Origin of the sequence: Kitasatospora sp. NPDC001261, assembly GCF_042896795.1 — a bacterium.
Classification (GTDB): Bacteria; Actinomycetota; Actinomycetes; order Streptomycetales; family Streptomycetaceae; genus Kitasatospora.
Genome location: NZ_JBIAXP010000010.1, coordinates 187,996 through 209,988 on the forward strand (window position 1 = coordinate 187,996; position 21,993 = coordinate 209,988).

At 71.7% G+C, this 21,993-nt stretch carries 19 protein-coding genes, 1 pseudogene and 1 riboswitch; of the genes and pseudogenes, 13 read left to right on the forward strand and 7 right to left on the reverse strand.

What is annotated here, in order from left to right; translation table 11 throughout:
• Window positions 1-402 precede the first annotated feature (402 nt).
• Both ACFY4B_RS16000 and ACFY4B_RS16005 read left to right on the forward strand, forming a co-directional pair.
• Complete coding sequence (locus ACFY4B_RS16000; protein WP_387968319.1) at window positions 403-1,266, forward strand: DMT family transporter; 864 nt, start codon at window positions 403-405, stop codon at window positions 1,264-1,266.
• Window positions 1,267-1,319: 53 nt separating this feature from the next.
• Window positions 1,320-2,262, forward strand: a pseudogene (locus tag ACFY4B_RS16005) (IS5 family transposase).
• 2 nt (window positions 2,263-2,264) lie between these two features.
• On the opposite strand, the gene ACFY4B_RS16010 reads toward ACFY4B_RS16005, so the two are convergent.
• Window positions 2,265-2,564: a hypothetical protein gene (locus ACFY4B_RS16010; RefSeq protein ID WP_387968321.1), complete on the reverse strand. Its 300-nt coding sequence runs from the start codon at window positions 2,562-2,564 to the stop codon at window positions 2,265-2,267.
• A 1,540-nt stretch (window positions 2,565-4,104) separates the two neighbouring features.
• Window positions 4,105-4,719: a hypothetical protein gene (locus tag ACFY4B_RS16015; RefSeq protein ID WP_387968323.1), complete on the reverse strand. Its 615-nt coding sequence runs from the start codon at window positions 4,717-4,719 to the stop codon at window positions 4,105-4,107.
• A 90-nt stretch (window positions 4,720-4,809) separates the two neighbouring features.
• Here ACFY4B_RS16015 and ACFY4B_RS16020 point away from each other — a divergent pair, with 90 nt between their 5' ends.
• From ACFY4B_RS16020 to ACFY4B_RS16030, 3 genes are all read left to right on the forward strand, one after another.
• Window positions 4,810-5,583: a class I SAM-dependent methyltransferase gene (locus ACFY4B_RS16020; protein ID WP_387968325.1), complete on the forward strand. Its 774-nt coding sequence runs from the start codon at window positions 4,810-4,812 to the stop codon at window positions 5,581-5,583.
• A 78-nt stretch (window positions 5,584-5,661) separates the two neighbouring features.
• Window positions 5,662-5,790 carry a hypothetical protein gene (locus ACFY4B_RS16025; protein WP_387968327.1) on the forward strand — a complete coding sequence of 43 codons (129 nt, stop codon included), beginning with the start codon at window positions 5,662-5,664 and terminating at the stop codon, window positions 5,788-5,790.
• An 89-nt stretch (window positions 5,791-5,879) separates the two neighbouring features.
• A complete protein-coding gene (locus ACFY4B_RS16030) occupies window positions 5,880-6,362 on the forward strand; it encodes a nuclear transport factor 2 family protein (RefSeq protein ID WP_387968329.1) in 483 nt (160 codons plus the stop codon).
• A 55-nt stretch (window positions 6,363-6,417) separates the two neighbouring features.
• Here the strand turns inward: ACFY4B_RS16030 and ACFY4B_RS16035 are convergent, their stop codons facing one another.
• Complete coding sequence (locus ACFY4B_RS16035) at window positions 6,418-7,173, reverse strand: TetR/AcrR family transcriptional regulator (RefSeq protein WP_117489611.1); 756 nt, start codon at window positions 7,171-7,173, stop codon at window positions 6,418-6,420.
• A 150-nt stretch (window positions 7,174-7,323) separates the two neighbouring features.
• Here ACFY4B_RS16035 and ACFY4B_RS16040 point away from each other — a divergent pair, with 150 nt between their 5' ends.
• Window positions 7,324-7,977, forward strand: a complete 654-nt coding sequence (locus ACFY4B_RS16040) for an NADPH-dependent FMN reductase (RefSeq protein WP_387968332.1) — start codon at window positions 7,324-7,326, stop codon at window positions 7,975-7,977.
• A 22-nt stretch (window positions 7,978-7,999) separates the two neighbouring features.
• Window positions 8,000-9,565: an MDR family MFS transporter gene (locus ACFY4B_RS16045; RefSeq protein WP_387968334.1), complete on the forward strand. Its 1,566-nt coding sequence runs from the start codon at window positions 8,000-8,002 to the stop codon at window positions 9,563-9,565.
• 69 nt (window positions 9,566-9,634) lie between these two features.
• Here the strand turns inward: ACFY4B_RS16045 and ACFY4B_RS16050 are convergent, their stop codons facing one another.
• The 4 genes from ACFY4B_RS16050 to gcvT all read right to left on the reverse strand — a co-directional run bounded on the left by ACFY4B_RS16050 (window position 9,635) and on the right by gcvT (window position 14,115).
• Window positions 9,635-11,002, reverse strand: coding sequence for an L-serine ammonia-lyase (locus ACFY4B_RS16050; RefSeq protein ID WP_117489616.1), 1,368 nt, complete (start codon window positions 11,000-11,002; stop codon window positions 9,635-9,637).
• 161 nt (window positions 11,003-11,163) lie between these two features.
• Window positions 11,164-12,432, reverse strand: coding sequence for a serine hydroxymethyltransferase (gene glyA / locus ACFY4B_RS16055; RefSeq protein ID WP_049649095.1), 1,269 nt, complete (start codon window positions 12,430-12,432; stop codon window positions 11,164-11,166).
• A gap of 80 nt (window positions 12,433-12,512) precedes the next feature.
• Complete coding sequence (gene gcvH / locus ACFY4B_RS16060; protein WP_049649096.1) at window positions 12,513-12,893, reverse strand: glycine cleavage system protein GcvH; 381 nt, start codon at window positions 12,891-12,893, stop codon at window positions 12,513-12,515.
• Between the two features lie 100 nt (window positions 12,894-12,993).
• Window positions 12,994-14,115, reverse strand: coding sequence for a glycine cleavage system aminomethyltransferase GcvT (gene gcvT, locus ACFY4B_RS16065; protein WP_049649097.1), 1,122 nt, complete (start codon window positions 14,113-14,115; stop codon window positions 12,994-12,996).
• Between the two features lie 230 nt (window positions 14,116-14,345).
• Window positions 14,346-14,447: riboswitch (glycine riboswitch) on the reverse strand.
• A 210-nt stretch (window positions 14,448-14,657) separates the two neighbouring features.
• Between gcvT and ACFY4B_RS16070 the strand changes: the two genes are divergently transcribed.
• From ACFY4B_RS16070 to ACFY4B_RS16095, 6 genes are all read left to right on the forward strand, one after another.
• Window positions 14,658-15,461, forward strand: coding sequence for an enhanced serine sensitivity protein SseB C-terminal domain-containing protein (locus ACFY4B_RS16070; protein ID WP_117489618.1), 804 nt, complete (start codon window positions 14,658-14,660; stop codon window positions 15,459-15,461).
• A 116-nt stretch (window positions 15,462-15,577) separates the two neighbouring features.
• Complete coding sequence (locus ACFY4B_RS16075) at window positions 15,578-16,501, forward strand: enhanced serine sensitivity protein SseB C-terminal domain-containing protein (RefSeq protein WP_079271895.1); 924 nt, start codon at window positions 15,578-15,580, stop codon at window positions 16,499-16,501.
• 446 nt (window positions 16,502-16,947) lie between these two features.
• Complete coding sequence (locus ACFY4B_RS16080) at window positions 16,948-17,934, forward strand: ABC transporter permease (protein ID WP_049649099.1); 987 nt, start codon at window positions 16,948-16,950, stop codon at window positions 17,932-17,934.
• 86 nt (window positions 17,935-18,020) lie between these two features.
• A complete protein-coding gene (locus ACFY4B_RS16085) occupies window positions 18,021-19,787 on the forward strand; it encodes an ABC transporter substrate-binding protein (protein ID WP_387968336.1) in 1,767 nt (588 codons plus the stop codon).
• A gap of 97 nt (window positions 19,788-19,884) precedes the next feature.
• A complete protein-coding gene (locus ACFY4B_RS16090; protein WP_049649101.1) occupies window positions 19,885-20,895 on the forward strand; it encodes an ABC transporter permease in 1,011 nt (336 codons plus the stop codon).
• Window positions 20,892-21,959, forward strand: coding sequence for an ABC transporter ATP-binding protein (locus ACFY4B_RS16095; RefSeq protein ID WP_049649102.1), 1,068 nt, complete (start codon window positions 20,892-20,894; stop codon window positions 21,957-21,959). Before ACFY4B_RS16090 ends, ACFY4B_RS16095 begins: the two co-directional genes overlap by 4 nt.
• Window positions 21,960-21,993: the final 34 nt, after the last annotated feature.

Consider the following 21,993-nt stretch of genomic DNA (forward strand, 5'->3'; position numbering starts at 1 on the left):
GGCGGTCGCGTTCTGCGCCCCGGACCCTGCGACTGCCGCGAGGAGACCGTTCCTGCGGGGTGAGGACGCGTCAACGGCCCTCGCCGCATGAGAAGTCGGACCGGCCGACTTCTCGCGCCCGCCGGTCGGTACCATCGACGCGTGAACCTGTACTGGCACGTCGTGCTGCCACCGCTCAGCGCCTGATCGGGCGCGCGCTTCGGTGGCTTGACCCCCCACGACCCCGGCTCGGCCCGACAGTGGCCGCCGTGGGTCGGCGGCGTGCGCCCGTTCTCGGAAACCCGTTCCCCTGACGGTCTTCGACGACGGAAGTTCACGACTGTGCCGAATCGTTTGTCCTCACCTGCCCGCACCCTCCCCACGGCCCCCCGCCGCGCCCGCCGTACCCGCCCGCGCGGCGGCGTGGCGCCGATCCTGACCGCCGCCGTGCTCTGGGGCACCACCGGGACGGCCAGTTCACTGGCACCCGCAGGCGCCCCGGCCGCGGGAATCGGAGCCGCCGGGCTGGTCCTCGGCGGGCTGCTCCTCTTCCTCACCGACCGCACCGCCCGCGTACTCCCCCGGAAGTGCGGGCCGCACGAGCGGTGGCTGCTCGCGGCCGGCGCCATCGCGGTCGCCGGATACCCGGTGACCTTCTACCCGGCGGTGAGCCGTACCGGCGTGGCCGTCGCCACCGTCATCGCGCTCGGCAGCGCGCCCGTGTTCACCGGGCTGCTCGGCTGGCTCACCCGACAGGGACGGCCCGGCGGACGCTGGGCCGGGGCCACCGCGCTGGCCGTACTCGGCTGCGCCCTCCTGGTGCTCGGCCCCGAACTCGCCGGGGGCGGCACGACGGTGGACCTGCCGGGCGTGCTCCTGGCCGCGCTCTCGGGACTCTCGTACGCCGTCTACTCGCTGATCGGCGGGCGGCTGATCGCCGGCGGACACCCCTCCGGCGGGGTGATGGGCGCGATGTTCGGCGGCGGAGCGCTGATCGTCCTCCCGGTACTGCTGTGCGGCCCCACGGGCTGGCTGCTCACGCCGCGCGGGGCAGGCGTGGTGCTGCACCTCGCGGTGATCACCACCTTCCTCGCCTACTGGCTCTTCGGCCACGGCCTACGCCACACCACCGCCCAGACCGCCACCACCCTGACCCTCGCCGAACCCGCCGTCGCGGCGGTCCTCGGCGTAGCCGCCCTCGACGAACGCCTGCCCACCGCCTCCTGGTACGGCCTCGCCGTCCTCGCCGGAGGCCTGGCCTTCCTGGCCCTCCCAGCCCGCCGGTAGGTGCTGTCCGGCCGATCATGTGCCTGTCGCTTGATCTGCTCGTTGTTCTCGCTATGGGGCGGGGAGAACGCGGAGATCTGTTGGACGCGGAGTGGGAGCGGCTGCGGCCGTTCTTGCCAGTGAGCAACGGTCGGTGCGGGCGGTGGCGTGACCACCGACAGGTGATCGACGGGATTCTTCACCGGGTTCGGGCCGGGGTGCACTGGCGCGATCTGCCGGAGCGGTTCGGCCCATGGAAAACGGTCTACGAGCGCCATCGGCTGTGGTCTGCCGACGGCACCTGGGAGTGTCTGCTGCAGCGGGTCCAGGCTGTGGCCGACGCGGCTGGCGAGATCGACTGGGACATCTCGGTGGACTCCACCATCGTGCGCGCGCACCAGCACGCGGCCGGTGCCCGGACCGACCCTCCGCCAGGCCTTCCTGACTCAAAGGGGGACGAGACGCTGGAACGCCAGGACGAAACTCCGTGGCAGAGCCTCGTCGGCCGGCTGGTGGAGGTGGTGCGGGAGGTAAGGGCCTGGGGCGTTCGCGCGGGGCTTCACCCGCAAGATCCACCTGAGTGCGGACGGCTTCTGCCGCCCGCTGTCCCTGATCGTCACGCCGGGGCAGCGAGCCGACTGCACCCAGTTCGTGCCGGTGCTGGAGAAGATCCGGGTCCCCCGGCTCGGGTCGGGCAGGCCCCGCAAGAAGCCTGACAGCGTCGCGGCCGATAAGGCCTACAGCAACGGGCCTTGCCGTCAGTACCTGCAGCGCCGCGACATCCGGCACACAATCCCGGAGAAGTCCGACAGCCAGGCCGCCCGCCTGCGCAAAGGAGCGTGAGGTAGACGGCCCCCAGGCTTCGACGAGGAGCGGTACAGAAAACGCAACACCGTCGAGAGGGCCATCAACAAGCTGAAGAACTCCCGCGCCGTTGCGACCCGTTATGACAAGCGCGGATACGTCTTCCTCGGCACCGCCACCGCGGCCGCCCTCGTCGTCTGGCTTCGCACCTGACCTCAGCTCACCGAGGCACCCGGCGCCAGCACCAAGCCCGCTGCCGCGAGGAAGTCCTCAAGGCTGATGACACCGCCGTCGGTGCCGTCGTCCCATTCGACGAGGAGCCCCGAGCGGCCCTCGTTCCAAGACTCCGGGCTGTCATAAAAGCCAGGGTCGGGATGCCACTCGACGCAGCCCTCACCATGCCGGTATCGGAGATATAGGTACTGGCCGTCTACCGTCCAGGCATCCCACTGTGACGGGCCGGCAGAACACGTCTGCACGACCCGAATCAGTCTCCGACCCTCATCCGTATCCATCCGACGAGGGTCGCGCAGCGGCAGATCTCTGGCAATCGACTTCAGGCCGCCGCCACAGGCGCCTCAAGCAGCAGCCAGATGAACGCCATCAATGATCGGCCGGACAGCTCCTAGCGGCCCCGGGGTTGCTCGCACTGCAGGAACCCTGCTGAGGGGGCAACCGCGCGACGCGACCACGGCTCCGGCCGGCCGCATTCCCCCACTGCTGTCCCGGATCGCCTGTGGGAGGCGCAGGTCTGTTGGTGAACTGACCGATGCCGTCTGTGCGCTGGGGTTCGTCGTCGGTCCCGTTCCTACTCGACCTGCTCGGGGCGCCGCACATGGTCCGCAAGGCCGAGTGGCCGTCGCGGGCACGCCGTCTCGGCCGGAGGGCTGGCCTTCCTGGCGCCCCTGGCCCCCGGTAGGAGCGTTGGGCCGCGCGAGAAGTCGGACCGGTCGACTTCTCGCGCGAGGGCCCGGGTCCCTCGCCGTCCAGGAACTCTGCTGAGGGGAGAACCGCGCGATGCGACGGGGGTTCCGGCCTGCCGGAACGGCGCGAGCCGTCGGCTGCAACCCGGCTTGGAGGCGGCCGCGCGGAGGGCCGTCCACGCGGGTTGGTCGGTCGCGGCCTCGCCGTCCTGGCCTTCCTGGTGCTCCCGGGTCGGCGGTAGGAGCGTTGGTCTGCGCGAGAAGTCGGGCTGGCCGACTTCTCGCGCGAGGGCCTCGGGCTACTCACGGTGGGGGGAGGCTGCGGAGGATGGTTTCCGGGGGCCGCCGGGGTGAGCTGCGGGATGCGATGGGGGATCCGGGCGGCGAGCTGTCGGCCGCAGCCCGGCTTGGAGGTGGCCGCGCGGAGGGCTGTTCAGGTGGGCTGGTCGGTCGTGGGCTTGCTGTCCTGGCAGGAGGGTTGGCCTTCCTGGTACTTCCGAGGCGCTGGTGGTGCGTTGGTCTGCGCGAGAAGTCGGACCGGCCGACTTCTCGCGGTGGGGGAAGCCTGCTGAGGAAGGTTCTCGGGGTCCGCTGGGGTGAGCTGCGTGATGTGGCGGGGGCTCCGTCCGGGCGCGTTCCCCTGTTGCTGTCCAGGATTGCCTGCGGGGAGGAGGTCGGGGCCGCAGAGCTGTTGGTGAACTGGCCGATGTCGTCGGCGAGGCGGCGGCTCCTATGGTGCCGTTCCTGCTTGGACTGGTCGGGGCGCCGCACGTGGTCTGCGAGGCCGAGTTGCCGGAGGCGCCCGCGCGGAGGGCCGGTCGGGTGCGGGCTCGCCGTCCTGGCTGGAGGGTGGGCCTTCCTGGTGTTTCCGGGGCGGCGGTAGGAGTGTTGGTCTGCGCGAGAAGTCGGGCTGGCCGACTTCTCGCGCGAGGGCCTCGGGGCACTCGTGGTGGGGGGAGGCAGTGGAGGGTGGGGTGTGTGATGCGACGGGGGCCCCGGGCGCGCGGAGGGCCGTCTATGCCTTGGGTGCGGCCGAAGGAAGACGGGCCTGCGCGGAGGCTGCTGCGGGTAATGGACGATGGCCCGCCGTTTCCGGAGGCGTGACCGGGGGCCGGTGGTCGCGGGGTGGTCCTCAGGTGTCGAAGGTGATGGCGGGCGTCCTGGAGTTCCGGGTGAGGAAGTGCAGCAGCTCGGCGAAGCCGCGCGCGTCGTCGAGGGCCTTGTGGGTGTGCCGCACGCCGCCGAGCCAGTGCGGGGGCAGCGCCGGTGCCGGGAGGTCCGCGGGCGGTCGGCCGGTCAGTGCCGCCGTGTACGAGCGCAGGCACAGGGCCGGGCCGTGGAAGAGGAGATCCTGCTCGTAGGGGCCCTGGTGCAGTCCGAAGGAGGTGAACCGGCGCAGGTAGTAGTCGATCCAGGTTCCGTCGAACGACAGGGGTGCCGCGGCGAACGCCCGCCGGCCGGGCAGGGACCGGACCCACTCGACGTACCCGGTCATGACGTCGGTGACGGGCTCCGGGTTCGTCGTCGCGGCCTCCCAGGCGCCCGGCTCGGAGTCGAACCATTCCTTCGTGCGCGGGTTCGGGGCCGATCCGGGAAGCGGTTCGAGGACGGCTTCGAACTCGCCGAAGGTCCGGCCGTCCATGGTCGTGGCCACGGACGCGAAGGACCGCATCGAGTTCGGTCCCGGCCACGGGCCGTCCACCTCGATGTCGGTCACCACGTAGGTCCAGTCGCTGAGTTCGGTCATGCGGCCGACGGTACCGCCACGGCCTCCCCCGTCGGCGCGGGTTCACGCGAAGCGGTTGCCGCCGGTGGTCCCGTTTGATGGGCTGGTCGGATGGGACACGCGGGGCAGGAGAGCCGGACGGCGAGGTACGACCGGATCGGCGTCGGGTACCGGCAGGTCCGTCGGCCCGATCCGCGGCTGCACGCGTTGATCGGGTCGGCGCTGCGGGGAGCGCGCACGGTGGTCAACGTCGGTGCGGGGGCGGGGTCGTACGAGCCGGAGGACGCCGAGGTCACGGCCGTCGACCCGTCGCAGGTCATGCTCGACCAGCATCCGGGGGAGCGGAAGGTCAAGGCCTCGGCCGAGCAACTGCCCTTCGAGGACGGGGCGTTCGACGCGGCGATGGCCGTCCTGACCGTCCACCACTGGTCGGACCCGCGGCGCGGGCTGGCCGAGCTGCGGCGGGTCGCGAGGCGGCAGGCGGTGTTCACCTGGGATCCGGCGCACCGGCCGCAGCTGTGGCTGCTGGAGGACTACCTGCCGGAGATCAGGGAGCTGGAGGACTCCCGCTTCACGCCGCTGGAGGAGGTGGTGGAGGCCCTGGACGCGCACACCGTGCTGCCCTTCCCCGTCCCCTGGGACTTCACCGACGGCTTCCAGATCGCCCACTGGCGGCGGCCCGAGCACTACCTGGACCCGGTGGTCCGGCAGGCCAGTTCGACCTTCGCGCAGCTGCCGCCGGAGGTGGTCGAGCCGGCCGTCGAGCGACTGCGGGCCGACCTCGCCTCGGGGGTGTGGCACCGGCGGTACGCCGACCTGCTCGGCCGGGACAGCATGGACTACGGCTACCGCCTGGTCCTCGCCGGCGAGCGGCCGGCCGGGTAGGCGTTGTCGGCGGCTGCCGCCGCACAGGAAGTCGGACCGGCCGACTTCCCGTGCAGCGCGGCTGGTTGACCGAGGGCCGTGAACGGAGAGCAGGACTCGCAGGTGTGGATCCCGGGGTACGAGGACGGCCCCTCGGTGCCGGGTGAAGGCCTGCTGGAGCGCGGCGGCTGTCAGGTCGTCGAGGGGGAGCCGACTTCCGGCGGCTAGGGTTGGGGCCATCGATCGATGCGCGGGGCCAAGTCGATTGCCGCAGAGGGATCCTGGCGTCCCCGTCCGCTGCCGAAGGGGCCGCCGTCATGCCGGATTCCGCCACGCCCAGCCCGCCCAGCACGCCCAGCCCGCTCGACCTGCTCGTCCGCTACCGGCGGGCGATGCTCGACCTGGACGCGGACGCCCTCGCAGAGCTGTACGCCGAGGACGGGGTGCACGAGTTCCCGTTCCTGTTCCCCGGGATGCCGGAGCGGTACCGGGGGCGGGAGGAGATCCGGGCCGGCTACCGGGCCGCCTGGGGTGCGAGTGCGGCGCGGCCGCGGGAGATCCGGGAGGTGGCCGTCCACCCGGGGGCCGACCCGGAGGTGCTGACCGTCGAGCAGCAGGTGGTAGGGACGCTCGCCACCACCGGGGAGCCGTTCACCGTGCCTGGCCTGCTGGTGATGCGCGCCCGGGACGGCCTGCTGGTGCACGTGCGGGACTACATGGACGGCCTGGGCGTGGCCCACGCGATGGGCCGGCTGGGTGCCGTCGCTGCGCGGCTGGGGGTCGGGGCGGCCGGCAGGTAAGAAGGGCGGAGCGGGAAGTCGGACCGGCCGACTTCCCACTCCGTGAGCGGTCCGGTCAGAGGGCGAAGTGGGCGGCGATGCCGTCGAGGACGCAGTCGAGGCCGGTTTCGAACTGCCAGTCGGGGTCGTCCTTGCGGGTGGCCGCGTGGAGGTAGCGCTGGTAGTTGGGGTAGCGGCCGGTGCCCATCAGCCAGGTCATCCGGGGGGCGAGGCCGGCCCGGGTCTGGTCGCCGTCGGACCAGCCGCGCTCGCGGCGCAGGGTGTTCAGGGTGACCTCGGTGGTGACCGAGCCGTGGACGTAGCCGGTGACGGTGCGGAACACCGCCATGGTGGTGTCGGCGTCCAGGCCGTGCTCGGCCAGGGCGGCGAACGCGTGCTCGGGGACGGCGAGTTGGTTCGGGCTGAGGGAGAACGGGGTGGCCGCCCGGACGGTCCACGGGTGGGCCAGGTGCATGGCCCGCAGGTGGAGGGCGAGGGCGCGCATGGTCTCCCGCCAGTCCTCGGCGGGGGCGGCGTCCAGGGGGAGTCGGCCGTAGACGAAGTCGACCATCAGCTCGATGAGTTCGTCCTTGCCGGAGACGTACCGGTAGGCGGCCATCGGGGCGACGCCGAGTTCGGCGGCGAGCCGGCGCATGGTGACGGCGTCCAGGCCCTCGGCGTCGGCGACGGCGACGGCGGCCTCGGCGATCCGCTGCGGGGTCAGGGTGGTGCGCGGGGCGGGGGCCGGGCGGTCCAGGCGCTCCCAGAGTGACGCCGGGGGCCTGTCGTCGCCGGCGGGGGTGTCCCCGGTGGGGGCCTGCTGAGCGGGCATGGGGGCGGGCTCCTTCCGACTGGGGGTCGGTCCCACCGTAGCACCCTCCTGTGTACGGCGTATCGGCAGTGGACGCCGTACACGTCGATGTGTACGTTGTATTCGAGACGGATACGCCGTACACATCAGCCATCCCGGAGGGGGACTCCCATGTCCACGGAGCAGAAGTCCAGCGAGCGGAAGTCCAACGAGCGGACGTCCAGCGAGCAGGCGTCCAACGAGCAGAACCTGAAGGTCGCCGTCCTCGTCGGCAGCACCCGCGACGGCCGCTTCGGCCCGGTGGTCGCCGACTGGCTGCTCGGCCACCTCGAAGCGCGCGGCGACCTGACCGCCGACCGGATCGACCTGGTGGAGACCCCGCTGCCCGTCACCTTCCCGTCCTTCGGCGGCGAACTCTCGCCGGACGACGCCGCGCTGCTGGCCGCCGTGTCGCCCCGGCTGGAGGCGGCCGACGCCTTCGTGATCGTCACGCCCGAGTACAACCACAGCTTCCCGGCCCCGCTGAAGAACGCCATCGACTGGCACAACCGGCAGTGGCACGGCAAGCCGGTCGGCTTCGTCTCGTACGGCGGCCTGTCCGGCGGCCTGCGGGCGGTCGAGCAGCTGCGGGTGGTGATGGCCGAGCTGAACGCCGCCACGATCCGCAACACGGTCAGCTTCCACGGCGCCTCGCAGTGCTTCGACGCCGAGGGCAGGGCGATCGACCCGGCCGCCGACACCGCCGCCAAGACCATGCTCGACCAGCTCACCTGGTGGGCGCAGGCACTGCGGGACGCCCGCCGGGCCCGCCCGTTCGCGGCCTGAGCCGGGGAAGGGGGCGGACGGCATGGCCACGGAACAGAGCGGGGGCCAGAACAAGGAGCAGGCCGACGAGCGGCCCAAGCCGCCGCTGCTCGGCGTCGTCGGACTGATGCTCGGCATCTTCCTCTCGGCCCTCGACGGCCAGATCATCGGCACCGCGCTGCCGACCATCGTCGGCGACCTCGGCGGGCTGGAGCACCTCTCCTGGGCGGTCACCGCCTACCTGCTGACCTCCGCCGCCGCCACCCCGCTCTGGGGCCGGCTCGGCGACCTGTACGGGCGCAAGGGCGCCTACCAGTGGGCGGTGGTGGTGTTCCTGGCCGGCTCGGTGCTGGCCGGACTCGCCCAGGACATGGGGCAGTTGATCGCCTTCCGGGGCCTCCAGGGGATCGGCGCGGGCGGGCTGATGGTCGGTGCGCTCTCGGTGATCGGGGTGCTCGTCCCCGCCTCCGACCGGGCGCGGGTGCAGTCGGTGGTCGGCGTGCTGATGCCGATCGCCTTCGTCGGCGGACCGCTGCTCGGTGGCTTCCTCACCGAACGGCTGAGCTGGCGCTGGGCCTTCTACGTCAACCTGCCGGTCGGGCTGGTCGCGCTGCTCGCGGTCGGCGTCGGGGTACGGCTGCGGACGGAGCGGGTGCGCGCCCCGTTCGACTGGGCCGGGGTCGCCCTGCTGACCACCGGCATCCTCGCGCTCACCCTGGTGAGCAGCTGGGGCGGCACCGCCTACTCCTGGACCTCCCCGGTGCTCCTCGGCACGGCGCTCGTCGCGCTGGTCGCGCTGGGCTGGTTCGCCCGGACCGAACTGCGCGCCCCCGGGCCGCTGATCCCGCCCGCGCTGTTCCGCGACCGCAACTTCACGGTGGCGCAGGTGCTCGGCTTCCTCACCGGCGCGGTGATGATCGCCCTGGTCGGCTACCTGCCGCTCTACCTGCAGCTGGCCCGGGGCGCCTCGCCCACCGCCGGCGGGCTGCTCCTGCTGCCGCTGATGCTCGGCATGATGGGCACCCAGCTGGTGACGGCGCGGCTGATGGGCCGGCCCGGCGGCGAGCGGCGCTACCCGCTGCTGGGCGGCGCGGTCACCCTGGCCGGCGGCGCGCTGCTGCTGCTCCTGCGCACCGACACCCCGATCGCCGTGGCCTCGGCCCTCACGGCCGTCGCCGGGATCGGCCTCGGCCTGGTGATGCAGAGCACCCTGCTGACCTCGATGGGGGCGGTCCGGCCGCAGGACATGGGCGCGGCGATGGGCGTGGTCACGCTGCTGCGGAGCATCGGCGGCTCGCTCGGCATGGCGGCGCTCGGCGCGGTCTACACGGCGCGGCTCACCGACTCCCTCACGGAGCGCCTCGGGGCCGCCGAGGCCGGCCGGCTCACCGGCGGAGGGCTGACCCCGGCCTCCCTCGACGGGCTCCCGGTGGCCGTCCGCGACGCCGTCGGGGCGGCGGTCACCGGCGGCCTGCACGGCACGGTCGTGGGCGGGGTGCTGCTGGCGGCCGCGGCGACGGCCCTCGCCTGCCTGGTGCGCCCGCAGCAGGGAGCGACCAGGGAGATCAAGCCGGCCGACACCCCCGCGAAGGCGGCCACGGCCGGGTGATCCGGAGCACGCGCAGGCCCCCGGGCGGAACGGGGGACCGCCCGGGGGCCTGCGGGAAAGCCGGTCAGCTCAGCACTCGATGACGTTGACGGCGAGCCCGCCGCGCGAGGTCTCCTTGTACTTGATCTTCATGTCGGCCCCGGTCTCCTTCATCGTCTTGATCGCCTTGTCCAGCGAGACGTGGTGCCGGCCGTCGCCGCGCAGCGCCATCCGGGCCGCGGTGACGGCCTTGACGGAGGCCATGCCGTTGCGCTCGATGCAGGGGATCTGGACCAGGCCGCCGACCGGGTCGCAGGTGAGGCCGAGGTTGTGCTCGATGCCGATCTCGGCGGCGTTCTCGACCTGCTCGGGGGTACCGCCGAGGACCTCGGCGAGGCCGCCCGCGGCCATCGAGCAGGCGGAGCCGACCTCGCCCTGGCAGCCGACCTCGGCGCCGGAGATGGAGGCGTTCTCCTTGAAGAGCATGCCGATGGCGCCGGCGGCGAGCAGGAAGCGGACGATGCCGTCGTCGTCGGCGCCCGGGATGAAGTTCAGGTAGTAGTGCAGGACGGCCGGGATGATCCCGGCGGCGCCGTTGGTCGGCGCGGTGACGACCCGGCGGCCGGAGGCGTTCTCCTCGTTCACGGCCATCGCGTAGAGGGTCACCCACTCCATCGCGTTGGCCGGCCCGATGCCCTCGGCGCGCAGCGCGCGGGCACCCGAGGCGGCCCGGCGGCGGACCTTCAGCCCGCCCGGCAGGATGCCCTCGCGGGACATGCCGGCCCGCACGCACTCCTGCATCACGGACCAGATCTCCAGCAGACCGGTCCGGATCTCCTCCTCGCTGCGCCAGGCCTTCTCGTTCTCCAGCATCAGGCCGGAGATCGACAGGCCGGTCTCCCGGCTGAGCCGCAGCAGCTCGTCACCGGTGCGGAAGGGGTACTTCAGCACGGTGTCGTCGGGCTTGACCCGGTCCGCGCCGATCGCGTCCTCGTCCACCACGAAGCCGCCGCCGACCGAGTAGTAGGTCTTCTCCAGCAGGGTCGAGCCGTCCGCCGCGTACGCCCACAGGGTCATCCCGTTGGCGTGGTACGGCAGCGAGCGGCGGCGGTGCAGGACCAGCTGGGTGTCGGGGTCGAAGTCGATCGGGTGCTCGCCGAGCAGGTTGATCCGCTTCTCGGCGAGGATCCGCTCGACGTCCTTGTCGGCCTGGTCGACGTCGACGGTGCGGGGCGAGGCGTTCTCCAGGCCGAGCAGGACGGCCTTCGGGGTGCCGTGGCCGTGGCCGGTGGCGCCGAGCGAGCCGTACAGCTCGGCCCGTACGCCCGTCACCCGGTCCAGCAGGTCCTCGGTGCGCAGTCGGCGGGCGAACATCCGGGCGGCGCGCATCGGGCCCACGGTGTGGGAGCTCGACGGGCCGATGCCGATGGAGAAGAGGTCGAAGACGCTGATGGCCACGGGGGACGTCCTTGTCTGGTCTCGTGGAAGGACTTGCGGGCAGGGAGGGGCCGACACGGGACGGGGCACCGCGCGCACTTCCAGTGTGCGCGGTGCCCCGGGGTGCCTGGTACGCCGGAGGGGTGAGGCCGGTCACCCCGCCCGAACGATCACCGGAGTGATCAGAGGTTCGGGTAGAGCGGGTACTTCGCGGCCAGGGCGGAGACCCGGGCCTTCAGCGCGTCGGCGACGGTCTCGTCGAAGGCGGGCTTGAGCGCCTCGGCGATGATGTCGGCGACCTCGCGGAAGTCCTCGGCCTGGAAGCCGCGGGTGGCCAGGGCCGGGGTGCCGATGCGCAGGCCCGAGGTGACCATCGGCGGGCGCGGGTCGTTCGGGATGGCGTTGCGGTTGACGGTGATGCCGACCTCGTGCAGCCGGTCCTCGGCCTGCTGGCCGTCGAGCTGGCTGTTGCGCAGGTCGACCAGGACCAGGTGGACGTCGGTGCCGCCGGAGAGCACGCTGGCGCCGGCCTCGGCCACGTCGGCCTGGAGCAGGCGCTCGGCGAGGATGCGGGCGCCGTCCAGGGTGCGCTGCTGGCGCTCCTTGAACTCCTCGGAGGCCGCGACCTTGAAGGCGACCGCCTTGCCGGCGATCACGTGCTCCAGCGGGCCGCCCTGCTGGCCGGGGAAGACCGCGGAGTTGATCTTCTTGGCGAACTCGGCCTTGGACAGGATGACGCCGCCGCGCGGGCCGCCCAGGGTCTTGTGGGTCGTGGTGGTGACCACGTCCGCGTAGGGCACCGGGTTCGGGTGCAGCCCGGCGGCCACCAGGCCGGCGAAGTGCGCCATGTCCACCATGAGCAGCGCGCCGACCTCGTCGGCGATCCGGCGGAACGCGGCGAAGTCGAGCTGGCGCGGGTAGGCGGACCAGCCGGCGATGATCAGCTTCGGCTGGTGCTCCTTGGCGAGGCGCTCGACCTCGGCCATGTCGACCTGGCCGGTCTTCTCGTCCACGTGGTACGCGGCCACGTTGTAGAGCTTGCCGGAGAAGTTGATCTTCATGCCGTGGGTCAGGTGACCGCCGTGGGCCAGGCTCAGGCCCAGGATGGTGTCGCCCGGCTGGATCAGCGCGAACATCGCGGCGGCGTTGGCCTGCGCGCCGGAGTGCGGCTGGACGTTGGCGTGCTCGGCCCCGAACAGGGCCTTGATGCGGTCGATCGCGATCTGCTCGACCACGTCGACGTGCTCGCAGCCACCGTAGTAGCGGCGGCCGGGGTAGCCCTCCGCGTACTTGTTGGTGAGCACCGAGCCCTGGGCCTCCATGACCGCCACCGGGGCGAAGTTCTCGGAGGCGATCATCTCCAGGGTGGTCTGCTGGCGGTGCAGCTCGGCGTCGACCGCGGCGGCGATCTCCGGGTCGAGGGCGTGCAGGGACTGGTTGAGAACAGTCATGGTGTGGTCTTCCCGGGAGGAGGAGGGAAAGGGGCCAGGGCGGGACGGACCGCGGTGCGGCGGCCCGTCCCGTCGGGGGCTCAGCCCTGGGGGTTGGTGAGCGCGTCGTACTCGTCGGCGCTGAGCAGCTCGTCGGTGGCCTCGACGCGCACCTTGAACAGCCAGCCGCCCTCGAAGGGGTCGCTGTTGACGAGGGCGTTGTTGTCCAGGACGTCCGGGTTGACCTCGGTGACCTCGCCGGTCACCGGGGAGAACAGGTCGCTGACCGACTTGGTGGACTCCAGCTCGCCACAGGTCTCGCCGGCGGTCACGGTCTCGCCGACCTCGGGCAGCTGCACGTAGACGATGTCACCGAGCGCGTCCGCGGCGTGCTTGGTGATACCGATCGTGGAGACACCGTCCACGGCGGCCGTCAGCCACTCGTGCTCCTTGGTGTACTGAAGGTGCTGGGGGTTGCTCATGGCGTCATTCTCCAGGATGGGAAGCGGGTACGACGAAGCGGGCCGCCGCGCGGACGGCTGCGACGTGCGCGTATGGGAAAACGAGGGGGCGTGCGAGGGGTCAGCGGGCGCGCTTGTAGAACGGCAGCGCCACGACCCTGACGGGCTCGTGCTTGCCGCGCACGTCCACCGCGACGGTGGTGCCGGGGGCGGCGTGGGCGGCGTCGACGTAGGCCATCGCGATCGGCTGCCCCAGGGTCGGGGACGGCGCGCCGGAGGTGATCCGGCCGATCGGCTCGCCCTCGGTGGAGACCACGGTGTACTCGGCGCGCGGCACCCGCTTGCCGTCGGAGACCAGGCCGACCAGCACCTTCGGCGGGTTGGTCTCGGCCGCGGCGGCGGCCGCCTCCAGGGCCTTGCGGCCGACGAAGGCGCCCTCGTTGGTGGTCTTGTCGAAGCGGACGACCCGGCCCAGGCCGGCGTCGAACGGGGTCAGGTCGGTGGACAGCTCGTGCCCGTACAGCGGCATGCCGGCCTCCAGGCGCAGCGTGTCGCGGCAGGACAGGCCGCAGGGGACCAGGCCGCGGTCCGCGCCGGCGGCGGTCAGCGCCTGCCAGACCGGCTCGGCGTCGGCCGGGTGGCAGAAGATCTCGAAGCCGTCCTCGCCGGTGTAGCCGGTGCGGGCGAGCAGCACCTCGCGGTCGGCCACGAAGGCCGGGAGGATCGCGTAGTACTTCAGGCCGGGCAGGTCGGCGTCGGTGGTGTCGGCCAGGATGCCGGTGGCCTCCGGGCCCTGGACGGCGATCAGCGCGTAGGTGTCGCGGTCGTCGGTGACGACGGCGTCGAAGCCCTTGGCACGGGCGATCAGCTCGTCGAGGACCAGCTGGGCGTTGGAGGCGTTGGCGACGACCAGGAAGGCGTCCTCGCGCAGGCGGTAGACGATCAGGTCGTCCAGGATGCCGCCGTCCTCGGCGCAGATCATGGTGTAGCGGGCGCGCAGCTCGCCCAGCGCGGAGACGAAGCCGACCAGGGCGTGGTCCAGCATCTCGCCGGCCTGCGGGCCGGTGACGGTGATCTCGCCCATGTGCGAGAGGTCGAACAGGCCGGCCTTGGTGCGGACGGCGAGGTGCTCCTCGCGCTCGCTGCCGTAGCGCAGCGGCATGTCCCAGCCGGCGAAGTCGGTCATGGTCGCGCCGAGGGCGCGGTGCAGCGCGTCGAGCGCGGTCAGGCGGAGGGACGACATGGCCAGGAACTCCTCGGTCGGGGCACTCAGGGGTGCACGCACCGGACCGGACCCGCTGGGGGGCCGACCCTGCGCGCGGGCATGCGGCGGCGTGGGTCTCCCCATCTGTCGTCGAACCTGAGAGCTTCACCGCCCCGCCGCCCGCAGCCGTTTCCAGCTTGGGGGACAGCATGACGGCTTGCACCGTGGGTGGGCGCACGACAGGGCCGGGCGCCGCTTTCCAGATGTGCCTAACCCGTGCGGTAGGGGTGCCTGAGAGATTCCGGGGAGGACTTGCTCCTTCGGCGCCGGCTGTGCCTGAGCGGCACTCCGGGCTCTCCCGCGCGGGTTCGAGCGGCCGGTATGGAGTTGTGGGGGCCCGCGGCGCATGCCGTCGGACGGGCACATCATGGCACGTCCCGGACGACGAGGGGAGGGGGGGACCCGGTCACACCGCGCGGGACCCGAACACGAGTCCTGACCACACCCCCCGCACGCCTCTAGACTGCTGCGCGTCGGTGCGGCAGTGGGCGGCCGACGGCAGAGGGCGGAATCGGCGGCGCATGGGGTACCCGGTGGAGCAGCAGCAGGGGTGGGGCGGACCGGAGGAGGCGCCGGCGGGCGGCTCCTGGCCGGCCAACGAACTGGAGCAGGTGCTGACCGCGGCCCTGGGCGACCCGGGCGCGACCCCACGGGTGTTCGAGGTGCTGGCGCGCAGCCAGGTGTGGGTGCCGCTGCCGGCCGGGGCCGACCCGCAGGGCCAGGCGCTCGACCTGCCGACCATCGAGCTGGGCGGCGACCCGTACGTGCCGGTGTTCTCCTCGCAGGAGGTGTTCCTCCAGCAGGCGCCGGGGATGGCCTTCGCGATCGCGCCGGTGTGGGAGTTCGCCCGCGGGCTGCCGCTGGGCCTCGGCATCGCGGTGAACCCGGACGCGCCGGTGGGCCTCCCGGTGCCGCCGCAGGGGGTCGCCGAGCTGCGCCGCGGCCCGCGCGAGGACCGCTGGGAGCAGGCCGAGGGCGCCGCGGAGCCGACCGGCGGCCGGGTGGCGCTGCGCGAGCCGGTGCCGGGCGAGGACCCGGAGCACTTCCTGGCCGCCTGCCGGAGCGAACTGTCGGCGCTGCCCGGTGTGTTGACCGCCCGCAGGGCGCTGGCCAGCATCGAGGGCGAACCGACCGTGATGTTCGTGGGCGTCCAGTTGGACCCGGCGGCCCCGGCCGACCCGGCCGCGGTGAACGAGGCACTCGGGCGAGCGCTGGGAACCGCGCCGCTGCCCGGGGGCGTCCACCTCGTACTGCTCGACCTCGCCGACGACCCGGTGGTCGAGTGGCTGCTCACCCGGGTACTGCCTTTCCACACGCGGGCGTGAGCGGGTCCGGATCAGAGGCACGTCGCCGTGGCGGTGGCCGGTGCCGCGCCATAGGGTGCGTGCAGACGGCCGACGGGTCGGCGGGTTGAGGGAAAGAGGCGCGGCGAGGTGGGCGCATGAGTGCGGGAACGGGAGCGGGCGGTGTGCCGGGGCCCTGGGGCCAGGCACCGGCCGGGCGCCCGGGAGCTGATCCCGGCGCGTTGGAGCGCGCCCTGCGCGACGTCGCGCCGGAGCGCTACGACGCGTACGAGCGGCTGCTGCACGCGCTGGCGGACGGCCGGGTCTGGATGCTGCTGTGGCACGGCACGCCGGGCAGCCCGGACGCGCAGTACGGGAACATGGAGATCAGCGGCCACGGCTACGCGCCGGCCGTCACCTCGCCCGAGCAGCTGACCGCCTCCGGCTGGGCGCGGGCCCACGAGGTCGTCTCCGGCCGGGAGATCGCGGCCTCGCTGTACCGCACCCGCTGGGGCCTGTGGCTCAACCCGCACGCCCCCGGCGGCGGCGTCGGGGTGCCCTGGGCGGACCTCCGGCGGGTCGCCGCGGGCCTGGACCGGCTGCCGGCCGGGCCTTTGAAGCTCAGCGAGCCGCAGTTGAACGCCCAGCCGTTCTTCGCGCTGCTGGAGCGGCAGGCCGCCGAGGTGCGCGCGGTCCGGGCGCTGCGCCGGGCCTGGGTGCAGCCCGCGGTGGGGGAGCCGTACCTGGCCATCGGCCTTGACCTCTACGAGAGTTCGCCGCCGGCGGTGGAGGCGGTGCGGGCGCTGATGCAGCGCGCGATCGCGGTGGCCCCGGAGGGGCTCGCGGTGTCCACGGTGGCGATGTCGGACGAGTACGACCCGGTGGCGCTGTGGATGCGCGCCAACGCGCGGCCGTTCTTCGACCGGGAGGCGGGCCGCCCGCCGACCGGCCCGTACCCGCCGGTGCCCCCGCCGCCGTACCCCGGGCAGTCGATGCCGGGCTACGCGTACGGCACCCAGCCGCCGGCGCAGGGCTGGCAGCAGCAGCCGCAGCGGCCGTGGCCCGGCTACCCCGGGCGCTGAATCCCAAAACCCATTCTCCGAAGCCGACTTGATTGTCCGTCAAGTCGGCTTCGATGCTTTCCGGACGAATTTCCGGATGTGCGGCCCGGTCATCTTGACATGGCAGTTACAGCCATGTGAAGAGGTATATGCCGAAGATCGGGGAGGTGCATGCACGCAGATCACAGTTGGGCATCTGTCGGTTGTCAGGGCTGGCGCAAGCCAGTTCGGATGGCAGAGAGTTCTGCGCAACGCACCGCGCGTGCTGGAACCCCACAAAGGTGAGCGCGCACGCCGACAAGCCCGTCCACGCGACGCCCATCCCGCGTGGTGGCAGTGCCTGTGCACGACGCACTGCCGTCAACACCCGCTCCTCCTAAGCACCTCCGCACGTCCGCAGCCGCACCGCCGAAGACGGCGACCGGCACCCGTGGGCCGGCCACCGTCGGCGAGGGGACCAACTGACCATGACATCCGTGACCACCGCCGGGAACGAGCCGGAGGCAGCAGCCGCCGCCGGACCGGCCAAGAAGATCGAGGGCCGCTCCCTCGGCCAGATCGCCTGGACCCGCTTCAAGCGGGACAAGGCCGCCGTCGCCGGCGGCGTCGTGGTGATCCTGCTGATCATGCTCGCCGTGCTGGCCAAGCCGATCGAGTCGATGTTCGGGCTCGACCCGGACGCCCTCCACCAGGACCTGCTGGACGCCGACCTCGGCGGTCTGCCGTTCGGCGACTGGGGCGGCATGAGCCTCGAACACCCGCTCGGCATCGACCCGCTGCAGGGCCGTGACCTGCTCACCCGCGTCATCGAGGGCTCCTGGGTCTCCCTGCTGGTCGCCTTCGGCGCGACCCTGCTGTCCAACACCATCGGCACCGTGCTCGGCATCATGGCCGGCTACTACGGCGGCTGGGTGGACACCGTGATCAGCCGGGTGATGGACGTCTTCCTGGCCTTCCCGCTGCTGCTCTTCGCCATCGCGATCTCGACCTCGCTCCAGGGCGGAGCCTTCGGCCTGCACGGCCTGCCGCTGCACATGCTGGTGCTGATCTTCGTGATCGGCTTCTTCAACTGGCCCTACATGGGCCGGATCGTGCGCGGCCAGACGCTCTCGCTGCGCGAGCGGGAGTTCGTCCACGCGGCCCGCAGCCTCGGCGCCCGCGGCCCGTTCATCCTGTTCAAGGAGCTGCTGCCCAACCTGGTCGGTCCGATCCTGGTCTACTCGACCCTGCTGATCCCGACCAACATCCTCTTCGAGGCGGGGCTGAGCTTCCTCGGCGTCGGCATCCAGCCGCCGCAGGCCTCCTGGGGCGGGATGCTCCAGGACGCGATCCGGTACTACCAGGTGGACCCCCAGTACATGGTGGTCCCCGGTCTGGCGATCTTCGTCACCGTGCTCGCCTTCAACCTGCTCGGCGACGGTCTTCGCGACGCCCTCGATCCCAAGAGCAACTGATCCCGCCGCACATGACCACGCATCATGTGATGCGCCGTCAAGGCTCTCCTTCACCGCCTCCCATCCCCAAGGGGTTGATCTCACCCATGCGTAGGTCCCGTACCGTCGCCCTGACCGCGGCCGCAGCCGCCGCCGTCCTGGTCGTGACCGGTTGCACCAGCTCGTCGAAGGACACCGGTTCCGCCTCGTCCTCCGGCACCGGAGGCGGCTCCGGCGCCAACGCCGCCACCAAGGGCATCGTCAACGCCTCGGACAAGAAGGGCGGGACGGTCACCTACGAGATGAAGGGCACCCCGGACTCGCTCGACCCGGGCAACACGTACTACGCGTACATCTACAACTTCTCGCGCCTGTACGCCCGTCCGCTGACCACCTTCAACCCGGCGCCGGGCGAGGAGGGCAACAAGCTCGTCCCCGACCTCGCCGAGTCGATGGGCCAGGTCAGCGCGGACGGCCTGACCTGGACGTACAAGCTGCGCAAGGGCCTGAAGTACGACGACGGCACCCCGATCTCCTCGAAGGACGTCAAGTACGCCGTCGAGCGCTCGAACTACGCGCTGGACGTGAACTCCAACGGCCCGGTCTACTTCCACGACCTGCTGGTCGACAACGCCACGCCGTACGCCGGTCCGTACAAGGACAAGGAGGGCGGCCTCGACTCGATCGAGACGCCCGACGACACCACGGTGGTCTTCCACCTGAAGCAGCCCTTCGCCGACTTCGACTACCTGGTCAGCGCCCCGCAGACCGCGCCGGTCCCGCAGGCCAAGGACACCGGCTCGGAGTACGTGAAGAAGATCGTCTCCTCGGGCTCCTACAAGTTCGAGTCCTACGAGGACGGCAAGCAGGCCGTCCTGGTCCCGAACACCAACTGGGACGCGAGCACCGACCCGATCCGCAAGCAGCTCGCGGACAAGATCGTGCTCCGGATGAACATCGACCAGTCCACCATCGACAAGGACCTGCTGGCCGGCAACGCCCAGGTCGACCTGGTGGGCGGCGGCGTCGACCCGCAGACCCAGGCGCAGATCCTCCAGAACCAGAAGCTGAAGGCCAGCACCGACAACGCCTACGGCGGCCGCCTGGTCTACATGGCGATCAACTCCAAGCTCGCGCCGTTCGACAACATCGAGTGCCGCAAGGCCGTGCAGTACGCGGTCGACAAGGTCTCGGTGCAGACCGCCCTCGGCGGCCCGATCCGCGGCCAGATCGCCAACACGGTGCTCCCGCCGGACATCCCGGGCCACCAGGACTTCAACACGTACGAGACCAAGGACAACAAGGGCGACGAGGCCAAGGCCAAGGAGGCCCTGAAGGCCTGCGGCAAGGAGGGCGGCATCAACACCGTCCTCTCCGCCCGCACCGAGCGCGCCACCGAGGTCGCCGCGGCCACCTCGATCCAGGCCGCGCTGAAGAAGGTCGGCATCAACGCCGAGATCCAGCAGTACCCGCAGGGCAAGTACCTCCAGGACAGCGCCGGCTCCCCGCAGTTCGCGGCCGAGCACAACATCGGCCTGATGATGATGCAGTGGGGTGCCGACTGGCCGACCGGCTACGGCTTCCTCCAGCAGATCGTCGACGGCCGCACCATCAAGCCGTCCGGCAACAACAACCTGGCCCAGCTGGACAACCCCGCGGTCAACAAGCTGCTCGACGACGCCGCGATCAACCCCGACAAGACGGCCCGCGAGAAGATCTACGGCGACGTCGACAAGAAGGTCATGGACCAGGCGGTCTACGTCCCGCTGACCTACTTCAAGGTCTTCCTGTACCGCCCGGACAACGCCACCAACGTGGTCTCCACCTCGGCGTTCTCGGGCGAGTACGACTACCTGAACATCGGCGTCAAGTAAGAGCCTGGCTCCGCATCCCTGAAGGCAGGTGAAGGCAGCGGCGCCCGCCGCCGTCCGGAAGATCCCGGACGGCGGCGGCCGCCGGAGCCGCCCAACTGTGTTTGCCTACATCATCCGCAGGATCTTCGCGGCGGCGATTTTGCTGCTGGTCGTCAGCGCGGTCACCTTCGCGATCTTCTTCCTGCTCCCGCGCCTCGCGGGCGAGACGGCCGACCAACTGGCCGCCCAGTACATCGGGAAGAACCCGTCGCCGGACGCGATCGCGGCGGTCAAGCAGAACCTCGGCCTCGACCAGCCGCTGTACACCCAGTACTGGAACTTCCTGAAGGGGCTGGTCAGCGGCGCCGAGTACCACTTCGGACCGGAACCGGCCACCTGTCACGTGCCCTGCTTCGGCTACTCCTTCAAGAACCACCTGGAGGTCTGGCCCGAGCTGACCAAGCGGATCCCGATCACCATCTCGCTCGCCGCCGGTGCGGCCGTGCTCTGGCTGGTCTCCGGCGTCGCCACCGGCGTCGTCTCCGCCCTGAAGCCGCGGTCGATCTTCGACCGACTCTCCATGGGCGTCGCGCTCGCCGGCGTCTCGCTGCCGGTCTTCTTCACCGGCGCGCTGCTGCTCACGCTGTTCAGCTACGAGTGGCCGATCCTGGACAACCTGCACTACGTCGACTTCACCGACGACCCGCTGATGTGGGCCCGCAACCTGATCCTGCCCTGGATCTCGCTGGCCTTCCTCTACTCCGCGCTCTACGCCCGGCTCACCCGCGCCGGGATGCTGGAGACCATGAGCGAGGACTACATCCGCACCGCCCGGGCCAAGGGCCTGGTCGAGCGCAAGGTCGTCGCCCGGCACGGGCTGCGCGCCGCGCTCACCCCGATCGTCACGATCTTCGGCATGGACCTCGGGCTGCTGCTCGGCGGCGCGCTGATCACCGAGCAGGTCTTCTCGCTCCAGGGCGTCGGCCAGTTCGCCGTCCAGGCGATCTCCGACAACGACCTGCCCAAGATCCTCGGCGTCACCCTGCTCGCCGCCTTCTTCATCGTCGCCTGCAACCTCGTGGTCGACCTCCTGTACGCCCTCGTCGACCCCCGGGTGAGGCTCTCGTGACCGACCTCCAGAAGGACCCGGCGGCCGCTCCCGCCCCGGCCGGCGACCCCTTCCTCTCCGTGCGCGACCTGCGGATCCACTTCGACACCGACGACGGCCTGGTCCGCTCGGTGGACGGGGTCAGCTTCGACCTGCACAAGGGACGCACCCTCGGCATCGTCGGCGAGTCCGGCTCCGGCAAGTCCGTCACCTCGCTCGGCATCATGGGCCTGCACCGCTCCAAGCGGGCCCGGATCAGCGGCGAGATCCGGCTGAACGGCGAGGACCTGATCGCGGCCGGCCCGGACCGGGTGCGCCAACTGCGCGGCCGCGAACTGGCGATGATCTTCCAGGACCCGCTGACCGCGATGCACCCCTACTACACGGTGGGGCAGCAGATCGTCGAGGCCTACCGGGTGCACCACCCCCAGGCCACCAAGAAGCAGGCCCGGACCCGCGCGGTCGAGATGCTCGACCGGGTCGGCATCCCGCAGCCGGACCGCCGGGTCGACGACTACCCGCACCAGTTCTCCGGCGGCATGCGCCAGCGCGCCATGATCGCCATGGCGCTGGTCAACGACCCCTCGCTGCTGATCGCCGACGAGCCCACCACCGCCCTGGACGTCACCGTCCAGGCGCAGATCCTGGACCTCATCCGCGACCTCCAGGAGGAGTTCGGCTCCGCGGTCATCATCATCACCCACGACCTCGGGGTGGTCGCCGAACTGGCCGACGACATCCTGGTCATGTACGGCGGCAAGTGCGTCGAGCGCGGCCCGGCCGAGACCCTCTTCGACGCGCCCGAACACCCGTACACCTGGGGCCTGCTGGGCTCGATGCCGCGACTGGACCGGGAACTCCAGGACCGGCTGGTGCCGGTCAAGGGCACCCCGCCCAGCCTGATCAACGTGCCGTCCGGCTGCGCCTTCCACCCGCGCTGCCCGTACGCCGCCCTGACCGACGGGCGCTCCACGAGCGAGGTCCCGGCACTGGCCGAGGCCGTGCCCGGGCACTTCGCGGCCTGCCACCTGGCGGCCGGCGAGCGGCACCGCATCTTCGCCGAAGAGATCGCGCCCCGGCTGTGAGCCCGGCCTCGTACCACCTTTCTGGAGAGAACCG